The organism is Flavobacteriales bacterium (assembly GCA_020635795.1).
In the GTDB taxonomy this organism is placed as follows: domain Bacteria; phylum Bacteroidota; class Bacteroidia; order Flavobacteriales_E; family Vicingaceae; genus Vicingus.
Genome location: JACJZD010000005.1, coordinates 57,214 through 73,455 on the forward strand (window position 1 = coordinate 57,214; position 16,242 = coordinate 73,455).

General features: G+C 33.9%; 15 protein-coding genes. 5 read left to right on the forward strand and 10 right to left on the reverse strand.

What is annotated here, in order from left to right:
• The first annotated feature begins 46 nt into the window (after positions 1-46).
• Positions 47-1,084, forward strand: a complete 1,038-nt coding sequence (locus tag H6589_11385; protein MCB9175200.1) for a Gfo/Idh/MocA family oxidoreductase — start codon at positions 47-49, stop codon at positions 1,082-1,084.
• Between the two features lie 128 nt (positions 1,085-1,212).
• Here H6589_11385 and H6589_11390 read toward each other — a convergent pair whose 3' ends face one another.
• The gene (locus H6589_11390; protein ID MCB9175201.1) at positions 1,213-1,758 is read right to left on the reverse strand and encodes a 5-formyltetrahydrofolate cyclo-ligase; all 546 of its coding nucleotides are present in this window, start codon (positions 1,756-1,758) and stop codon (positions 1,213-1,215) included.
• 15 nt (positions 1,759-1,773) lie between these two features.
• Positions 1,774-3,972 (reverse strand): DNA helicase RecQ, encoded by a 2,199-nt coding sequence (gene recQ / locus H6589_11395; GenBank protein ID MCB9175202.1) that lies wholly within the window; start codon positions 3,970-3,972, stop codon positions 1,774-1,776.
• A gap of 131 nt (positions 3,973-4,103) precedes the next feature.
• Here recQ and H6589_11400 point away from each other — a divergent pair, with 131 nt between their 5' ends.
• Both H6589_11400 and H6589_11405 read left to right on the forward strand, forming a co-directional pair.
• Positions 4,104-5,093 carry a KpsF/GutQ family sugar-phosphate isomerase gene (locus H6589_11400; protein MCB9175203.1) on the forward strand — a complete coding sequence of 330 codons (990 nt, stop codon included), beginning with the start codon at positions 4,104-4,106 and terminating at the stop codon, positions 5,091-5,093.
• A complete protein-coding gene (locus tag H6589_11405; GenBank protein ID MCB9175204.1) occupies positions 5,090-5,914 on the forward strand; it encodes a PKD domain-containing protein in 825 nt (274 codons plus the stop codon). The genes H6589_11400 and H6589_11405 overlap by 4 nt, the downstream gene beginning before the upstream one ends.
• Before the next feature lie 128 nt (positions 5,915-6,042).
• Here H6589_11405 and rodA read toward each other — a convergent pair whose 3' ends face one another.
• The 6 genes from rodA to purH form a co-directional block, all read right to left on the reverse strand.
• Positions 6,043-7,575: a rod shape-determining protein RodA gene (gene rodA / locus H6589_11410; GenBank protein ID MCB9175205.1), complete on the reverse strand. Its 1,533-nt coding sequence runs from the start codon at positions 7,573-7,575 to the stop codon at positions 6,043-6,045.
• An 8-nt stretch (positions 7,576-7,583) separates the two neighbouring features.
• Positions 7,584-9,425 carry a penicillin-binding protein 2 gene (mrdA, locus tag H6589_11415; GenBank protein MCB9175206.1) on the reverse strand — a complete coding sequence of 614 codons (1,842 nt, stop codon included), beginning with the start codon at positions 9,423-9,425 and terminating at the stop codon, positions 7,584-7,586.
• The gene (locus H6589_11420) at positions 9,422-9,940 is read right to left on the reverse strand and encodes a rod shape-determining protein MreD (protein MCB9175207.1); all 519 of its coding nucleotides are present in this window, start codon (positions 9,938-9,940) and stop codon (positions 9,422-9,424) included. The genes mrdA and H6589_11420 overlap by 4 nt, the downstream gene beginning before the upstream one ends.
• Entirely contained in the window at positions 9,937-10,776 is an 840-nt protein-coding gene (gene mreC / locus H6589_11425; GenBank protein MCB9175208.1) for a rod shape-determining protein MreC, read from the reverse strand. The genes H6589_11420 and mreC overlap by 4 nt, the downstream gene beginning before the upstream one ends.
• A gap of 24 nt (positions 10,777-10,800) precedes the next feature.
• Positions 10,801-11,823, reverse strand: a complete 1,023-nt coding sequence (locus H6589_11430) for a rod shape-determining protein (GenBank protein ID MCB9175209.1) — start codon at positions 11,821-11,823, stop codon at positions 10,801-10,803.
• 174 nt (positions 11,824-11,997) lie between these two features.
• Positions 11,998-13,524, reverse strand: a complete 1,527-nt coding sequence (gene purH, locus H6589_11435) for a bifunctional phosphoribosylaminoimidazolecarboxamide formyltransferase/IMP cyclohydrolase (protein MCB9175210.1) — start codon at positions 13,522-13,524, stop codon at positions 11,998-12,000.
• A 166-nt stretch (positions 13,525-13,690) separates the two neighbouring features.
• On the opposite strand from purH, the gene H6589_11440 reads away from it, so the two are divergent.
• Positions 13,691-13,996, forward strand: coding sequence for a DUF4286 family protein (locus H6589_11440; GenBank protein MCB9175211.1), 306 nt, complete (start codon positions 13,691-13,693; stop codon positions 13,994-13,996).
• A gap of 122 nt (positions 13,997-14,118) precedes the next feature.
• On the opposite strand, the gene H6589_11445 is transcribed toward H6589_11440, so the two are convergent.
• Positions 14,119-14,520 (reverse strand): hypothetical protein, encoded by a 402-nt coding sequence (locus H6589_11445; protein MCB9175212.1) that lies wholly within the window; start codon positions 14,518-14,520, stop codon positions 14,119-14,121.
• A gap of 121 nt (positions 14,521-14,641) precedes the next feature.
• Here H6589_11445 and H6589_11450 point away from each other — a divergent pair, with 121 nt between their 5' ends.
• Positions 14,642-15,325 carry a TonB family protein gene (locus H6589_11450; GenBank protein MCB9175213.1) on the forward strand — a complete coding sequence of 228 codons (684 nt, stop codon included), beginning with the start codon at positions 14,642-14,644 and terminating at the stop codon, positions 15,323-15,325.
• A 34-nt stretch (positions 15,326-15,359) separates the two neighbouring features.
• Here H6589_11450 and H6589_11455 read toward each other — a convergent pair whose 3' ends face one another.
• The gene (locus H6589_11455; GenBank protein MCB9175214.1) at positions 15,360-16,151 is read right to left on the reverse strand and encodes an SDR family oxidoreductase; all 792 of its coding nucleotides are present in this window, start codon (positions 16,149-16,151) and stop codon (positions 15,360-15,362) included.
• Positions 16,152-16,242 lie beyond the last annotated feature (91 nt).

Here is a 16,242-nt window from a genome sequence, read left to right on the forward strand (position 1 = left end):
GTCGGATGACCGAAGTTGGAAGCTGTAATATTGAGACAACTAAGTTATGAATGGATTAATCGAGCGATACAAAAAAATCAGAAAAAAAGGAATGCTGGAGAAGAAATTCAAAGGCAGATATGCTTTTGTTGGTATTGGTAACCATTCGCTAAACAATCTCTATCCAGTTTTAAACTACCTAAAAGTTGACTTAAAATATATTGTTGCTAAAAGTGACGATACACTTGAGCTAATTAAAAACAATTTTGAGCATGTAGTTGCAACCAAAAACCTTAATGATGTGTTAAATGACCCTGAAATTAAAGGTGTTTTTGTTTCTGCAAACCCTTCTGCACATTTTGATTTAGCCAAGAAAATTTTAGCCGCTAACAAAAACTTGTTTATAGAAAAACCTCCTTGCAAATCATCAAACGAGCTAAGTGAGCTTATTTCAATAGAAAAAAAATCATCAGCGTTTGCTTTAACTGGATTACAACGTAGGTATTCGCCAGTGTACAACATACTTAAAAACAAGGTTAAAGAAGCCAATTATTATACACTAAAATATAAAACTGGAGGTTACCCAGAAGGCGATGAACTGTTGGATTTATTTATTCACCCTTTAGATGCTCTATTTTATTTGTTTGGAGAAGGAAAAATCAACCATGTTAAAACAATAAAAGGTAAAGGAACAATTGTTTATTTAGCACAAGTTGAACATGCTAACGGAGTTATTGGAAGTATTGAATTCTCCACCGATTACTCATGGACAGAAGCTAAAGATGAGTTGACCATTAATACTCCAAAGGGAGAATACATAACGGATAATACCAGTAAATTGATTTTCTGCTCTAAGCCAAAAATGTTCTTGAATATTCCACTTGAAAAAGTGAAATCGTTTTTACCTCAAACCACTACACTTTACCAACAAAATAATTTTTTGCCTGTTAAAGAACATAATCAATTGTACTCAGCAGGATATTTCAACGAAATAGAGTGTTTTTTGATTGTTTGTGAGGGTGGAAGTTCTTCAAAAAATTCATCATCGTTAAATGAGCTTAAAAGTACGTTTGAAGCCATTGAGACATTGAGAAAGGCTAAATAATTTCATATTCCTGAAGTAGCGATAGCGAATATCAGGAATCTAATTTTTTAAACCACTAGTTTCCTACCTACGCAGGAATGATAAAAGGGAACTATTATTTCAAGGTTTTTAGTCTTTACAAGACTACTTTATATCTCATCCAAACAAATTATTCTATCTAATTGAATATCATGTGGTTCGGTAGGTACTTTGTCTACTTGTTGTACAGGGTAAAAAATTCCAACTTTAAAGGCTTTTGGATGGTTTACTAAAAAATTATCATAATACCCTCCTCCATAACCCAATCTATAATTATTGCTGTCAAAAGCTAAACCAGGAACTATAATAACATCAAAAATACCATTGTATTCAACTGAATTTGCGGGGTGGGTAGTGCCAAAAACACCTTGTTCAACTTCGGTTAATGATTTTAATACCAAATTTTGGAGTTTACGATTTTTCAATGTTTTTGGGGTAACAACCGTTATGTTTTGTTTCAACAGCGAGGCTATTAAAGGAGAAATATCTATTTCCCTCCCCATAGGCAAATAAGCATGAACCACTTTAGCATTTGATTCCAAAATAAGCTGTTCCAACTTTTTACAAATCTCAAGGTCGTATCGTAGCTTTTGAGCAGAATCAATATTTGCTCTTTTTTTGTGCATTTCTGTTCGGAGAGCTTTTTTTTCTTCCATCAGAAATTGCAAAAATTAATTGGCTACATTAGAAAGGAATTTGATACGAAGCAAGCGCATTTCTTCTTCCGAAAAAGCATCTTCAAATTCGTCCATTGCCTCATCTAAGCTGTCTGATGCTGCTTCCATAAAGTAATCGAATACTTCTTCTTGATCCGCTTCATCAATCATCTCGTTAATGTAATAATCCAAGTTTAATTTAGTTCCAGATTGAACAATCATTTCTAACTCATTCAGCAAATCTTCCATTTCAAGGCCTTTTGAAGAAGCTATGTCTTCTAACGACATTTTTCTATCAATACTTTGCACCACATATACTTTTAAACCCGATTTATTGACAACCGATTTAACCACCATATCCATTGGTCGCTCAATCTCATTTTCTTCAACATATCTGGCAATAACCTCAATAAACTCTTCGCCAAATTTTTCGGCTTTTCCTTGTCCAACACCAGTTATAGCAGTCATTTCTTCCATTGTAATGGGATAACGAGTTGCCATATCTTCTAATGAAGGGTCTTGGAAAATAACAAATGGAGGAAATCCTTTTTGTTTTGCAATTGATTTACGCAAGTCTTTTAATATCAAAAACAGTTGTTCATCAGCCGCTCCTGCGCTTTTATTTGGCACAATAATATCGCCATCATCTGTATCTTCATATGCGTGAGGTTTAACCAATTCAAAAGATTGAGGTTTAGCAATAAATTCCTTTCCTTTAAGGCTAACTTTTAATACACCGTAATTTTCTATTTCTTTGATAATTAATCCTTCAATAATACATTGACGAACAACAGCTTCCCAATATTTATCATCTTTTTCTTCTCCAGCGCCTTTACCAAACAATTTGTGTTTATCGTGTCCAAACGACCTTATTTCTGAAGTGCCATTTCCAGCAATAAAATTTGAAATGTATTTCGCTTTAAACACTTCGTTAAGCCCTAAAATAGCATTCAGCAACAACAAAACATCTTCTTTACCTTCAAATTTATCTTTCGGATTCGCACAGTTGTCGCACATTCCTTTGTCCGAACAATCCGAATCCATATATTTTTCGCCAAAATAATGTAGCAATTGTTTTCTTCTACAAACAGCTGTTTCGGCATAAGAAACCATTTCGAAAATTAATTGTAAGCCTATTTCTAACTCTGCAACTGGTTTTCCATGTAAGAATTTTTCTAATTTTTCGATATCCTTGTAACTATAAAAAGCTACACAAACACCTTCCCCGCCATCACGACCAGCTCTACCTGTTTCTTGATAATAACTTTCTAAACTTTTAGGAATATCGTGGTGTATTACATACCTAACATCTGGTTTATCGATACCCATACCAAAGGCAATGGTAGCAACAATTACATCGGCATCTTCCATCAAAAACATGTCTTGATGTTTGGCTCTAGAAGCTGAATCCAACCCTGCATGGTAAGGCAATGCCTTAATACCATTTACTTGAAGAAATTCTGCAATTTCTTCCACTTTTTTTCTACTCAAACAATATACTATACCACTCTTGCCTTCGTGTTGTTTTACAAATCGGATAATTTCTTTTTTTACATCTTTCTTGGGACGAACCTCATACTTTAAGTTGTGTCGGTTAAACGATGCTTTAAAAACTCTAGCATCCGACATGCCTAAATTCTTTTGAATATCTTCTTGTACCTTTGGTGTTGCGGTAGCTGTTAGTGCAATAATAGGCACTCGATCTATAGATTCAATAATGGTTCTTAATCTTCGATATTCAGGTCTAAAATCGTGCCCCCATTCCGAAATACAGTGAGCTTCGTCAATAGCAAAAAAAGAAATTTTAATGCTTTTTAAAAACTCTACATTTTCGTCTTTAGTTAACGATTCGGGAGCAACAAACAACAGCTTAGTAACTCCATTGGTTACATCTTGTTTAACTTGTCGGGCTTCTGTTTTAGTTAACGAAGAGTTGTAAAAATGAGCAACACCTTCTTGGTTAGAAAATCCACGAATGGCATCTACTTGGTTTTTCATTAAAGCAATAAGTGGAGAAACAATTATCGCTGTTCCTTCGCTCATTAATGCTGGTAATTGGTAACACAAGGATTTTCCCCCGCCAGTTGGCATAATTACAAAGGTGTCTTTTCCTTCTAGTAGGTGATTGATAACTTCTTCTTGTTCGCCTTTAAATTTATCAAATCCAAAATATTTTTTTAAATAGTCCGTTAGGGGAGCTGTTGTGGTTTGCATTATATTTAGTTGTTTAGGTATTTTATTACATTTGTACACTAAAGTTACGACAATAATCTTTTACAATTTTGTTAAAAAAAGATTTTTTTTAAATAGTTTTAGCCCAATTCGCTCTTAAATACTTTAAACACATGTCATCGGCTGACGAAATAAAAAAATATGCCATTGAGGCGCTAAAAATTGAATCTCAAGCAATTGAGCAACTTACTCAATACATTAACGATGATTTTGTGAGTGTAGTACAATTAATTTTAAATTCTACGGGCAGAGTGGTGATAACTGGTATTGGAAAAAGTGCAATTGTTGCTCAAAAAATTGTTGCAACGCTTAATTCTACTGGTACTCCTTCTATTTTTATGCATGCTGCCGATGCTATACATGGTGATTTAGGAAATATTCAAAAAGATGATGTGGTAATTTGTCTTTCGAAAAGCGGAAGTACACCAGAAATAAAAGTGTTGGCACCTTTGGTAAAAAGTTTCGACAACAAATTGATTGCAATAACTGGCGGTGTAGACTCCTTTTTAGCAAAACAAGCTGATTTTGTGTTGAACACTTACGTTGAAACAGAGGCTTGTCCTAATAATTTAGCACCAACCAGCAGCACTACTGCTCAAATGGCAATGGGCGATGCGTTGGCGGTATGTTTATTAAAACAACGCGGTTTTACCAGTAAAGATTTTGCAAAATACCACCCAGGAGGTGCTTTAGGTAAAAAATTGTATTTGCGTGTAGAAGATATTTCTTCGCAAAACGAAAAACCTGTGGTAAGTTCTAACCAAACCTTGAAAGAAGTAATTGTAGAAATTTCTTCAAAAAGACTTGGTGTAGCTGCTGTAGTTGATAATAATCCGCCAGTGGTCGGACAAGCTAAATTAATTGGAATTATTACCGATGGGGATTTACGAAGAATGTTAGAAAAAGACTTAGATATCAATACGATAACAGCAAAAGATATTATGAGCTCATCGCCAAAAACCATTAACCAACATAGCTTGGCTATTGAGGCTTTACATTTTATGGAAGACCATAGCATTTCTCAATTGTTGGTAGTTGACGATGATAATAATTTTGCTGGAGTTATTCATATTCATGATTTATTAAGGGAGGGAATTATATGAAAACAAAATTTACCATTTTACTTTTTTTACTGTTAAGTTTTCAAATTGGGAAAAGCCAGTTATATCTTAACTTCATAACAAATTTTACTACATGTTGTGAAGCCACGCCTCCATGTATTATAAATTTTACCCCTTTTAGTCCTGCCAACATAATAAGTTGGCATTGGGATTTTGGTGATGGAGACACTTCTATTTTGGAAATGCCTTCACATGCTTACAGTTCATCAGGTTTTTACACCATAATATTAATCGCAAGTGATGGAATAGTAACAGATACTCTTATTAGGGTTGATTACATTATGATCTTTCCTAAACCAATTGTTGATTTTATTTACAATACTAATGGAGATACTGTTCAATTCTTTGATCAATCTTCAAATGATGCTGCACTATGGGATTGGGACTTGGGTAATGGAACAACTACTAATGTAGTAAACCCAATTACAACCTATCCATTTCCTCCTGATTCCTGTTATGATGTTACTTTAAGTGTAATAAATAATTTTGGCTGTATGGCTTCTTTAACCAAAAACGATTATATCTGTATTAATTCAACTACAAGCATTAATGAACTAAAAAACAATTCTATTTCTATTTATCCTTCGCCGATTATTAATAATCAGAAATTAACTGTTAAAGGAATGGGGGTTGAAAAAATGGTAGTTTATGATGTTTTAGGAAGCTTAATACGGCTACCTATTATTTCTAAAAATGAAAATGAAATCATTTTCGAAACCAATCAACTGAACAAGGGGGTTTATTTTTTACAATTGCTTTTTAATGATGGCAGTAGTGCCACAAAAAAAATTATTGTGCAGTAATTTACCTCACATTATTTTCACCCAACAAACCCTTCATAATTATTAGAATTGAATATTTCAAAAACTCAACTTTTTTGGAATTGTATGTCAATTGAAAACTGGAAACTGCTAACTGAAGACTGAACAAACTACCTCAACACATTTATTCGTTCTGCATCTAGTTTTATAAAAATAAAAAGTAGAATAGTAAACGACCACAACGAAGAACCTCCGTAACTTATAAATGGTAAAGGAATACCAATTACAGGAGCCAAACCTATGGCCATACCAATGTTTACCAAAAAGTGGAAAAACAAAATGGAAGCAACAGCATAACCATAAATACGTGAGAAAATAGACCGTTGCCGTTCAGCTAAAAAGATAATACGGAGAAACAACCCAACATACAAACAAACCAATACAAACGAACCAAAAAACCCCCACTCTTCACCAATGGTGCAGAAAATAAAATCGGTGCTTTGTTCAGGTACAAAATCGTATTTGGTTTGCGTACCTTCTAAAAATCCTTTTCCTGTAAATCCCCCCGAACCAATGGCTATTAACGATTGTTTAATGTTCCACCCATTTCCTTGACGCAAGTCTTTTAAACTCGATTTTTTAACTTTTAAATCCTCTTTAATTGCTGATTTTTCTTCCTTACTTATTTTATCGTCTTCCAGCTCTAATTTTAGTTCTTCAATTTGCTCCATCAACTTATCTTCCTCTCCTAAAAGCACGGTAATTCGTGTTCGTTGATGTTCTTGTAAAACCTTGTTAAAGGTAAAGTCGATGCTAAAAATATACAAACAAGTAAATAGAAAAATTACAATAGCAAAAAAGTGAGTGCTTCTGTCTCTCATTTCTTTTTTTACCATCAAAACCAATAAGAAAAACAGCAATATAGACCCTATAACATAATAAATCAAAACCTCATCTAACCTAAAATAATAATAGGCAAACAACCCAGTTAAATAGAAAATTACCGATGTTAGTGTTGTTTTTATATCATATTTAAAAAGCGTGTAAAAAACAATAGCAAAAAACGTAACAGTTAATATGATATTAATTGGACCAAATACTAGTGTTAACACAAAAATGACAATGGCCAAAACTCCAAACAATAAGATGTTACCTGACAACCCTTCTCGATACAATACAAAAATAAACGCTGCATAAACCAATGTCGACCCTGTGTCGTTTTGTAAAAGAATCAATACAGCAGGGATTGCAATAATAGACATGGCTATCACCTTTGTTTTGATGTCTTTCATCTTAATGTTTAAAGTAGAAAGGTATTTAGACAACGCTAAAACCGTTGCAAACTTTGCAAACTCTGATGGTTGTAGTTGGAAACTCCCAATTTTAAACCACGATTTAGAACCATTTACTTCAGCTCCAAAAAGTAAAACAGCTACAAGCGTTAGCATCACAATAATAAAAATGGGATAAGCAAAAGTGGTAAAAAAAGTGCCTTCTAAAAGAAGTATAACTAATGCTATAAAAAAGGCGGCGCCAATCCAAATCAATTGCATACCATAACGTTGCGAAACATCAAAAATACTGTGGTGTTCTTCGTTATAAACCGCAGCATAAATACTAATCCAACCAATAAAAACCAACAACAAGTAAAACAAAACAGTTAATTTGTCAACGTTAGAAAATATGTTTTTTTCGTTTCTCATTGTTCTTGTTAATGGATGCTGAATTTATTCTTTTTTTGAACAACTTCCATCAAATTTGCATTAAGTATTCTATTTTCTTTTATGGTATCTTTAATGCTTCCTTTCAAATATTTTTCCATAATTAAACTAGCAATAGGTGCCGCCCAAGTCCCTCCAAAGCCTGCGTTTTCAACATATACAGCAATGGCAATTTTAGGATTATCTTTTGGTGCAAAAGCAATAAAAATGGAGTGGTCTTCACCGTGCGGATTCTGAGCAGTACCAGTTTTTCCACACACTTCAATACTGTCTATTCTTGCTTGTCGAGCAGTTCCTCCTGCTTCATAAACTACTTTTAACATTCCTTCAATTACAGGGTTAAAATAGGGTTTATCAATACCCACATCATGTTTAATTCTATATATTTTTGGGATGGTGTCTGTTTTTTCAATTCGTTTTAATAAATGAGGCGTATAATAATATCCTCTATTGGATAAAATAGCAGACAAATTTGCCATTTGTAAAGGCACAACACCTATTTCACCTTGTCCAATACTCAAAGAATAAATGGTGCTAAATGCCCAACGACCTTTTCCATACCATTTGTCGTAAAAAGCCACATCTGGAATAAAGCCTTTTTTTATTGATGGTAAATCCGTTTCTAAGCGTTCACCTAACCCAAATTTTTTAACTTGTTTGCTCCATTTTGCTAGTCCAATTTCACTATCTTTAAACAAGGAGGTTGATTTTCCTTGTAATAAAATTTTTCTGAAAACACTAAAATAATAAGGATTACACGACATTTTAATAGACTCCGTAACATTGCCTGCTGATGGATGAACGTGACATCCCACATTACTTTTTATACATGGAAACCCAGAATTTTCTGTAATTACCCCATCTTGCATTCCAATTAATGCTTGAACCGTTTTAAAAGTTGAGCCTGGAGGATATGATGCCATTAATGCCCTATTAAACAATGGCTTGACTTCATCACTACTCAATACTGGATAGTTCTTTTTAACATCTCTACCTACCAATAAATTGGGGTTATAAGCTGGGGCTGATACTAGTGCCAAAATTTCTCCAGTTGAAGGTTCAATAGCAACAATACTTCCTCGCTTGTTTTGCATTAATCTTTCGCCATACTCTTGTATAACAGCATCAATACTCAAATAAATGGTTGAGCCAGTAACAGCCATCGTGTCTAATTCGCCATCTAAGTAACTGCCTTTTTCACGATTATGAACATCAACCAATACTCGTTTAACTCCTCTTTTTCCTCTCAATAACGATTCGTAAGATAATTCTATCCCACTTTTACCAATGTAATCGCCCGATTTATAGTAAGAATCGTTATCAATAATTTGTTGATCTACCTCTCCAATATACCCTAAAACGTGGGCTGCACTTTCTCTTGGATATTTTCTTAATGTACGGGTTTGAGCATAAAACCCAGGATATTCAAACAATTTTTCTTGAATTTTTGCATACTCTTTTGAAGAAATTTCTTTCTCAAATACAGAGGATTTGTACCTCGAATAATCACGTGCTTTGTAAAATTTAGTTCTAAAATCTTCGATAGTAATACCCAACAAATCGCAAAAAGCAAGGGTGTCCATTTCTTTTACTTGTTTTGGAACTACCATTAAATCGTAAGCCGCTTCGTTGTAAACCAATAAAATTCCATTTCTATCATAAATTAACCCTCTAGCTGGATATTGAATTACTTCGCGTAATACATTTTGGTCGGAATCAATTTTATATTTGTCGTTTATGATTTGAACGTTGAATAATCTGATGAGAAAAATTAATCCAACGATGACGAAAATCAATCCTATTACTTCTTTTCTGTCGGAGAGATTATTCATTTGCGGGCATTCGGGTTATAGTTAAACAACTGAACTATAAAAATAAGTATTAACGTAAAAACAGTACTTAAAATTACTCGTGCAAATGTGGTAAAAAACGCCGAAAACTTAAACGACTCGATGTAAAACAGAAAAAAATGGTGGAGCAACACCAACGACACAGCATAAGTGGCATACCACGATATACCCATGTGTTGCAAACTTGGTGTAGTTCCAAATTCATACCCGCCTCGAGGCTGTATTAATTTTAAAATGTATTTTCTACCAAAAGCCATAAATACACTTGCTGAGGTATGAATTCCTAATGTACTCGTAAAAATATCAATAGTTAGTCCCAATAAAAAAGCTAAAACAATTACCAAATTTTCGTTAGTTTCGAATGGCAATACCAATATAAAAAATACATAAAGGTAAGGATTGATATACCCTCCAAGCTCAATATTGTTTAATATCAGCACTTGTGCAAGAACTAACGCCAAGTAAATAGCTAAATATTTTAAAATATCAGTTATCATTCTACAATTTCTTGTTGACTTTCAGTTTCTAACTTTTCTTTTTCTTCTTTTTGTAACGACCTTACCACATAAACATGCGACAAGTTTTTAAAATCTACAGCAAACCTTATGATAATGTTATAAAAGTTATTGCCTTCTGGTAAATCAAATTCTTGTACCGTTCCAATTAACACGTTTTCGGGAAAAATAGATGAATACCCTGTTGTTACAACGGTGTCTCCAACAGTTAATTTAACATGATTAGGAATATCTTTTAGTTGAGCTTCTCTGTAGTTGTTGCCTTCCCAAACTAACGACCCATAATACCCCGATTTTTTAATCTTAGCACTCAGCTTATTTTTATCGTGTAAAATAGACATTACAGATCCAAAATTGTTAGACACGTTTTTAACTATTCCCACAACCCCTTGAGCAGAAATAACACCCATTTCAGCACTTATTCCATTTAAACCTCCTTTGTCGATGGTGATATAATTTTGTCGTTTATTGGTAGAATTGTTTACCACTTTTGCAGCGCTATACATGTAAGTTTGGTGATAGGCAGTATCGTTTATCTCATAAATTCTACCGTACACTTTTACAAACGACGAAATGTTGTTTGCCTGAAGTTTTGCATTTTGCTCAGCCAACTCTTTGTTTACTTCTTTTAAATGGAAATAATCGTTGATATTATGAATGGTAGCATAAAAATTGCCAACCAAAAAATTAGATGAGTTGAAAAACTTGGAATTTTGATAATTGTTATTGGCAATTAGCATCCAAAATGCAAAAAACTCTAAAATCAGGAACAGGAAAATAAATGAATTTTTTGTTAAAAACCGAAATAAGTTCCTCATTCTATCAAATTAATGCTTGATTAACTATTTAATCAAAAATGGTAATTTGCTGATGTTTTTTAATGCAATACCTGTTCCTCTAGCTACAGCTCTCAATGGATCTTCAGCAATGTGTACAGGTAGTTTTGTTTTCATAGAAATACGTTTGTCCAAACCTCTTAACATAGAGCCACCACCTGCTAAATACAAGCCTGTTTTATAAATATCGGCTGACAACTCTGGAGGAGTCATTTCTAAGGCATTCAATACTGCTTCTTCAATTTTGGCAATAGATTTGTCTAAGGCATGAGCAATTTCGCTATACGAAACCGTAATTTCTTTTGGTGTACCCGTCATTAAATCTCTACCTTGAACCGGATAATCTTCTGGCGGGTTTTCAAGTTCAGTTAATGCTGAACCACACTCAATTTTAATTTGTTCTGCCGAACGCTCACCAATTAAAAGGTTGTGTTGACGACGCATATAATCCACAATATCGTTAGTAAAATCATCACCTGCCACTCGAATAGATTTGTCACAAACAATACCTCCTAAAGCAATTACGGCAATTTCTGATGTTCCACCACCGATATCAATAATCATATTTCCCATTGGCTCCAAAACATCAATTCCAATACCAATAGCAGCAGCCATTGGTTCGTGAATTAAATACACTTCTTTACCTCCAGCGTGCTCTGCCGAATCTTTTACCGCTCTTTTTTCTACTTCGGTAATACCCGATGGAATACAAATAACCATTTTTAACGATGGTGTAAACAATTGTTTGTTTGGATTAATCATTTTAATCATTCCTCTAATCATGTGTTCTGCTGCATCAAAATCAGCAATAACACCATCTTTTAGCGGACGAATGGTTTTAATATCTTCGTGTGTTTTACCGTGCATTTGCATTGCTTTTTTACCCACTGCAATAATTTTTCCAGTCAATCTGTCTTTAGCAACAATTGAAGGTTCGTCAACCACCACTTTATCGTTGTGGATAATCAGCGTGTTGGCTGTTCCAAGGTCAATGGCTATTTCTTGAGTTAAAAAGCTAAATAATCCCATTCGTTTTTATATTGTGTTTATTAGAAGTGAGGTAAATTTATGATTAAAATATTCAAATTATCATATTCAATTCATAAATGTTAAACACTTCGTTGTTAGTTTATTTTTAGTTGGAAGATTGAAGTCGGAAGACCAAAGTAACTTCTGTCTTCTAACTTCTGACTTCGTTCTTTTTCAATGTCTAAAATGTCTAATTCCTGTACAAACCATTGACATATTTACTGAATCGCAGTAGTCAATTGATTCTTGGTCTTTAATTGAGCCTCCTGGCTGAACCACTGCTGTTATTCCTTCGTTATTTGCCAATTCTACGCAATCAGGAAAAGGGAAAAATGCATCGGAAGCCATAACTGCTCCTTTTAAATCAAAGCCAAAAGCTTTGGCTTTAACTACAGCTTGTCGCAAAGCATCAACACGCGATGTTTGTCCAGTTCCGCTTGCCAAAAGTTGTTCGTTTTTTGCAAAAACAATGGTGTTTGATTTGGTGTGTTTAACCAATTTATTGGCAAACTCTAAATCTTTAATTTCTTGAGTTGTAGGAGCTTTTTTAGTTACTAATTTAAAGTCGTTTGCATTAGCTGTTTTTAAGTCTTTATCTTGTTCGAGTACACCGTTTAAAATGGTTCTAAATTGTTTTTTTGATAAAGCCACTTGTTTCTGTACCAAAATAACCCTGTTTTTTTTGCTTTTTAATAATTCTAAGGCTTCTGCTTGATAACCTGGAGCTATGATAACTTCACAAAACAATTTATTTACTTCTTCGGCAGTTGCTAAATCAATAGTTTGATTGGCAATTAAAACTCCACCAAAAGCAGAAACTGGGTCAGCTGCTAACGCATCGTTCCATGCTTGTAAAAGCGTATCGCGAGAAGCTAACCCACAAGCATTGTTGTGCTTTAATACTGCAAAAGTTGGTCGGTTTTGAGGAAATTCTGCAATTAAATTTACAGCAGCATCCACATCCAATAAATTGTTGTACGACAACTCTTTACCGTTTAGTTTTTCAAACATAGTATCTAAGTTGCCATAAAAAACACCTTCTTGGTGAGGATTTTCGCCATAACGCAACACTTGCGATTCTGCTATACTTTGTTTAAAATAATGCTCTTCGTTGTTGTTAAACCAATTAAAAATAGCGGTATCGTAGTGCGAAGAAACATTGAACGCTAATTTTGCCAAATGTTTTCTATCGGTTAAATCGGTTGCTCCATTTTTCTGTTGCAACACTTCTAACACATAATTGTATTGGTTTCTTGAAGAAACAATTACCACGTCTTTAAAATTTTTAGCAGCAGCACGAATCAACGAAATACCGCCTATGTCAATTTTCTCAATAATATCTTGTTCTCCTGCGCCTGATGCAACCGTATCTTCAAAGGGATACAAATCAACAATCACTAAGTCAATTTCTGGAATTTCGTATTCTGCCAACTGGGCGACATCACTGTCTAAAGCTCTTCTGCTCAAAATACCCCCAAATATTTTTGGATGTAAGGTTTTTACTCTCCCTCCTAAAATGGACGGATAAGAGGTTAATTCTTCAACAGGAGTAACAGGCACATTTAACTCTTCAATAAAACTTTGAGTACCTCCAGTAGAAAAAATAGTTACTCCAAGTTTGTTTAATTCGTGTATAATTGGTTCAAGATTATCTTTGTGATAAACAGAAATTAAGGCGTTTTTAATCTTTTTTTGACTCATTTTTTACGTTTTTGAGTGTTTTTAATCCATTAATAAAGCGAGTTGCGAAATTATGGATATTTGAAGCCTTAATCAACTTGATTTTGAGCATTTTTTACGTTTGTTAATAAATTTTTAAGTTAACTGTTTTTAGGGCTATCTTTGTGGATAAAATGTACCGAAAATCATGATAATTTACAACGTAACCGTAAACCTTGAAGACGACATCCATTTGGATTGGTTAAACTGGATGAAAACTGTTCATATACCTGACGTGATGAACACGGGTTATTTTATCGAAAATAAAATGTGTAAAGTGTTATCTACTCAAGAAGACGAAACTGGGCATACTTATGCCATACAATATACTTGTGCTAGTATGGATGATTTAGAAGAATATCAAGCCAAACACGCTCCAGCATTACAAAAAGACCACATGGATAGATATAGCGGAAAATTTGTTGCCTTTAGAACTTTGTTGGAAATTGTATAATCAACTGTCCGTTCGAGTATTCCGAACGCTTTCGGAATGTATCGAGAACAATTATTTTGAACGACGTTTTTCTGTTTTCGATATTTCCCGCAGAAATGCGGGACACTCAAACTGACAAAACGTTATTCAAAAGCCGAAAGTTTTTGATAAAGCTCTTTGTGAAATCCATCAATATTTAATGGTGGATTATAGTTATTTGCTCCCCAAACAATTTTGTTTAAGGTGGTTTCTCCTTCTCTAATTTCAAGGTATTTCGACATATTTCCAGGATAATTCATTTCGGTAGTTTGAATTGCCAAACTCGAAATTTTATCCAAAAAATATTTTAAATCAGCCTCATTTAATTGTTTGAAAAAAACATCGCGTTGGTTGTTAAAATCTCTCTTATACACTTTTCCATCTTCGCTAAACGAAAACTCGGTGTATTCTCCCGTAAAACCACCTCCTTGACCTACGGCATATTTTTTAATTATTCGAGGCGAATCTTGAGGTAATGATGCACAAGAAATGGTTATCAGACCCATACAACTTATTATAAGAAAAAAAAGTGTTTTTATTTTATGGAATTTAAATAAATGACTCATCAATATACTAAAACAGTACAAAAATAAGTTATTAAAGCACTAACTCCTAAACTTAAAAACGATGAACACAACTAAACAATCCCAAAAAAACTTGGAAAAATTTCGAGGAATTTTTTTCCAAATCGGCATTATTGTAGCCACATCATTAACCTTTTTAGCTTTTGAATGGACTACACCTGTTTACATTAGTGAATTACCAAAACCTATTATTGAAATTGAAGGTGACATTGACCTAGAATTGTACAATGATCGTGTAAAGCCAATTAAGCCTGAAATTAAACCTATAGCACCAAAAGTTGACCCCAGTAAAATAAACATTATTAAAACTAACCCAGTAAACCCAACCCCTGATCCAGACCCTATCGTTGACCCAGACCCAACTTTTGACCCAAACAAGTGGACAAAACCCGAGGTAACTGACCCAGAACCAGCTCCAATTGCTGTTGCCGAAGTTATGCCTGAATTTATTGGTGGTACTGCAAAATTGTTTGAGTATTTAGGAAAAAATTTGAAATACCCTGAATTAGCAAAAACTACAGGAATTCAAGGAAAAGTTTTTGTGCAGTTTGTTGTAGATAAAAACGGAAAAATTAAAGATGTTAAAGTGCTACAAGGAATAAATGCTTTGTTGGATAAAGAAGCGCTGAGAGTTGTTTCAGAAATGCCTGACTGGAAAGCTGGGAAACAACATGGTAAACCTGTAAGTGTTATTTACAATTTACCGATAAGTTTTAAGTTAAAATAAAAAAAGCCCGTTCAATTGAACGGGCTTTTTTTATTTAAAGACTCTTCGTTCTTCCACCATCAACAGGAACGTTTATACCACTTATATAGCTTGCTGAAGGAGAAACCAAAAATGCTACAGCATTAGCAATTTCTTCTGGCTGAGCAATCCGTTTTAAAGGCACTTCGTTTGCCATTTGTTGTTTTATTTCTTCAACCGTTTTACCTTTTTTACTGGCATTGGTTTCAATAATTGATTTTAAACGCACCGTATCGGTTGCACCTGGCAATACGTTGTTTACCGTTATACCAAATTCACCCAATTCGTTAGCCAAAGTTTTACTCCAGTTAGCTACAGCTCCCCTAACGGTATTTGAAACACCCAAGCCGTTTAAAGGTTGTTTTACCGATGTAGATATAATGTTAACAATTCTACCATAGCCCGATTTTTTCATTCCCTCTTTAACCGCTTGCACAAGTGTATGATTACACAATAAATGGTTGGTAAAGGCATGAATAAACTCCTCGGTTTTAGCATTTTCAATTGGTCCACCTGCTGGTCCACCAGTGTTATTTACCAATATGTTTATTTGCATTTCATTCAACTCAATAAAATCGTCTAAAACCATTTTTAACTGAGCTGGAATGGCAAAATCAACCGTTAAAAAATAATGCTTTTGTCCTTTTGTAACATCAAGCTCACTTTTTACAGCTTTAAGTTTTTCGTGATTTCGAGCAATTAAAATAATATTTGCTCCCATTTCGGCTAATTGCAACGCAATAGCCTTGCCAATACCTTGAGTACTACCACAAACTATGGCATTTTTTCCTGTTAAATCTAAATTCATCATAGTCAAATTTATAACAAAAATTAGTTTTTCACTTATCTAGGTCTATTTTATTTTCTAATTTTCGGAATAGTTAATCCATCTCAAGTTA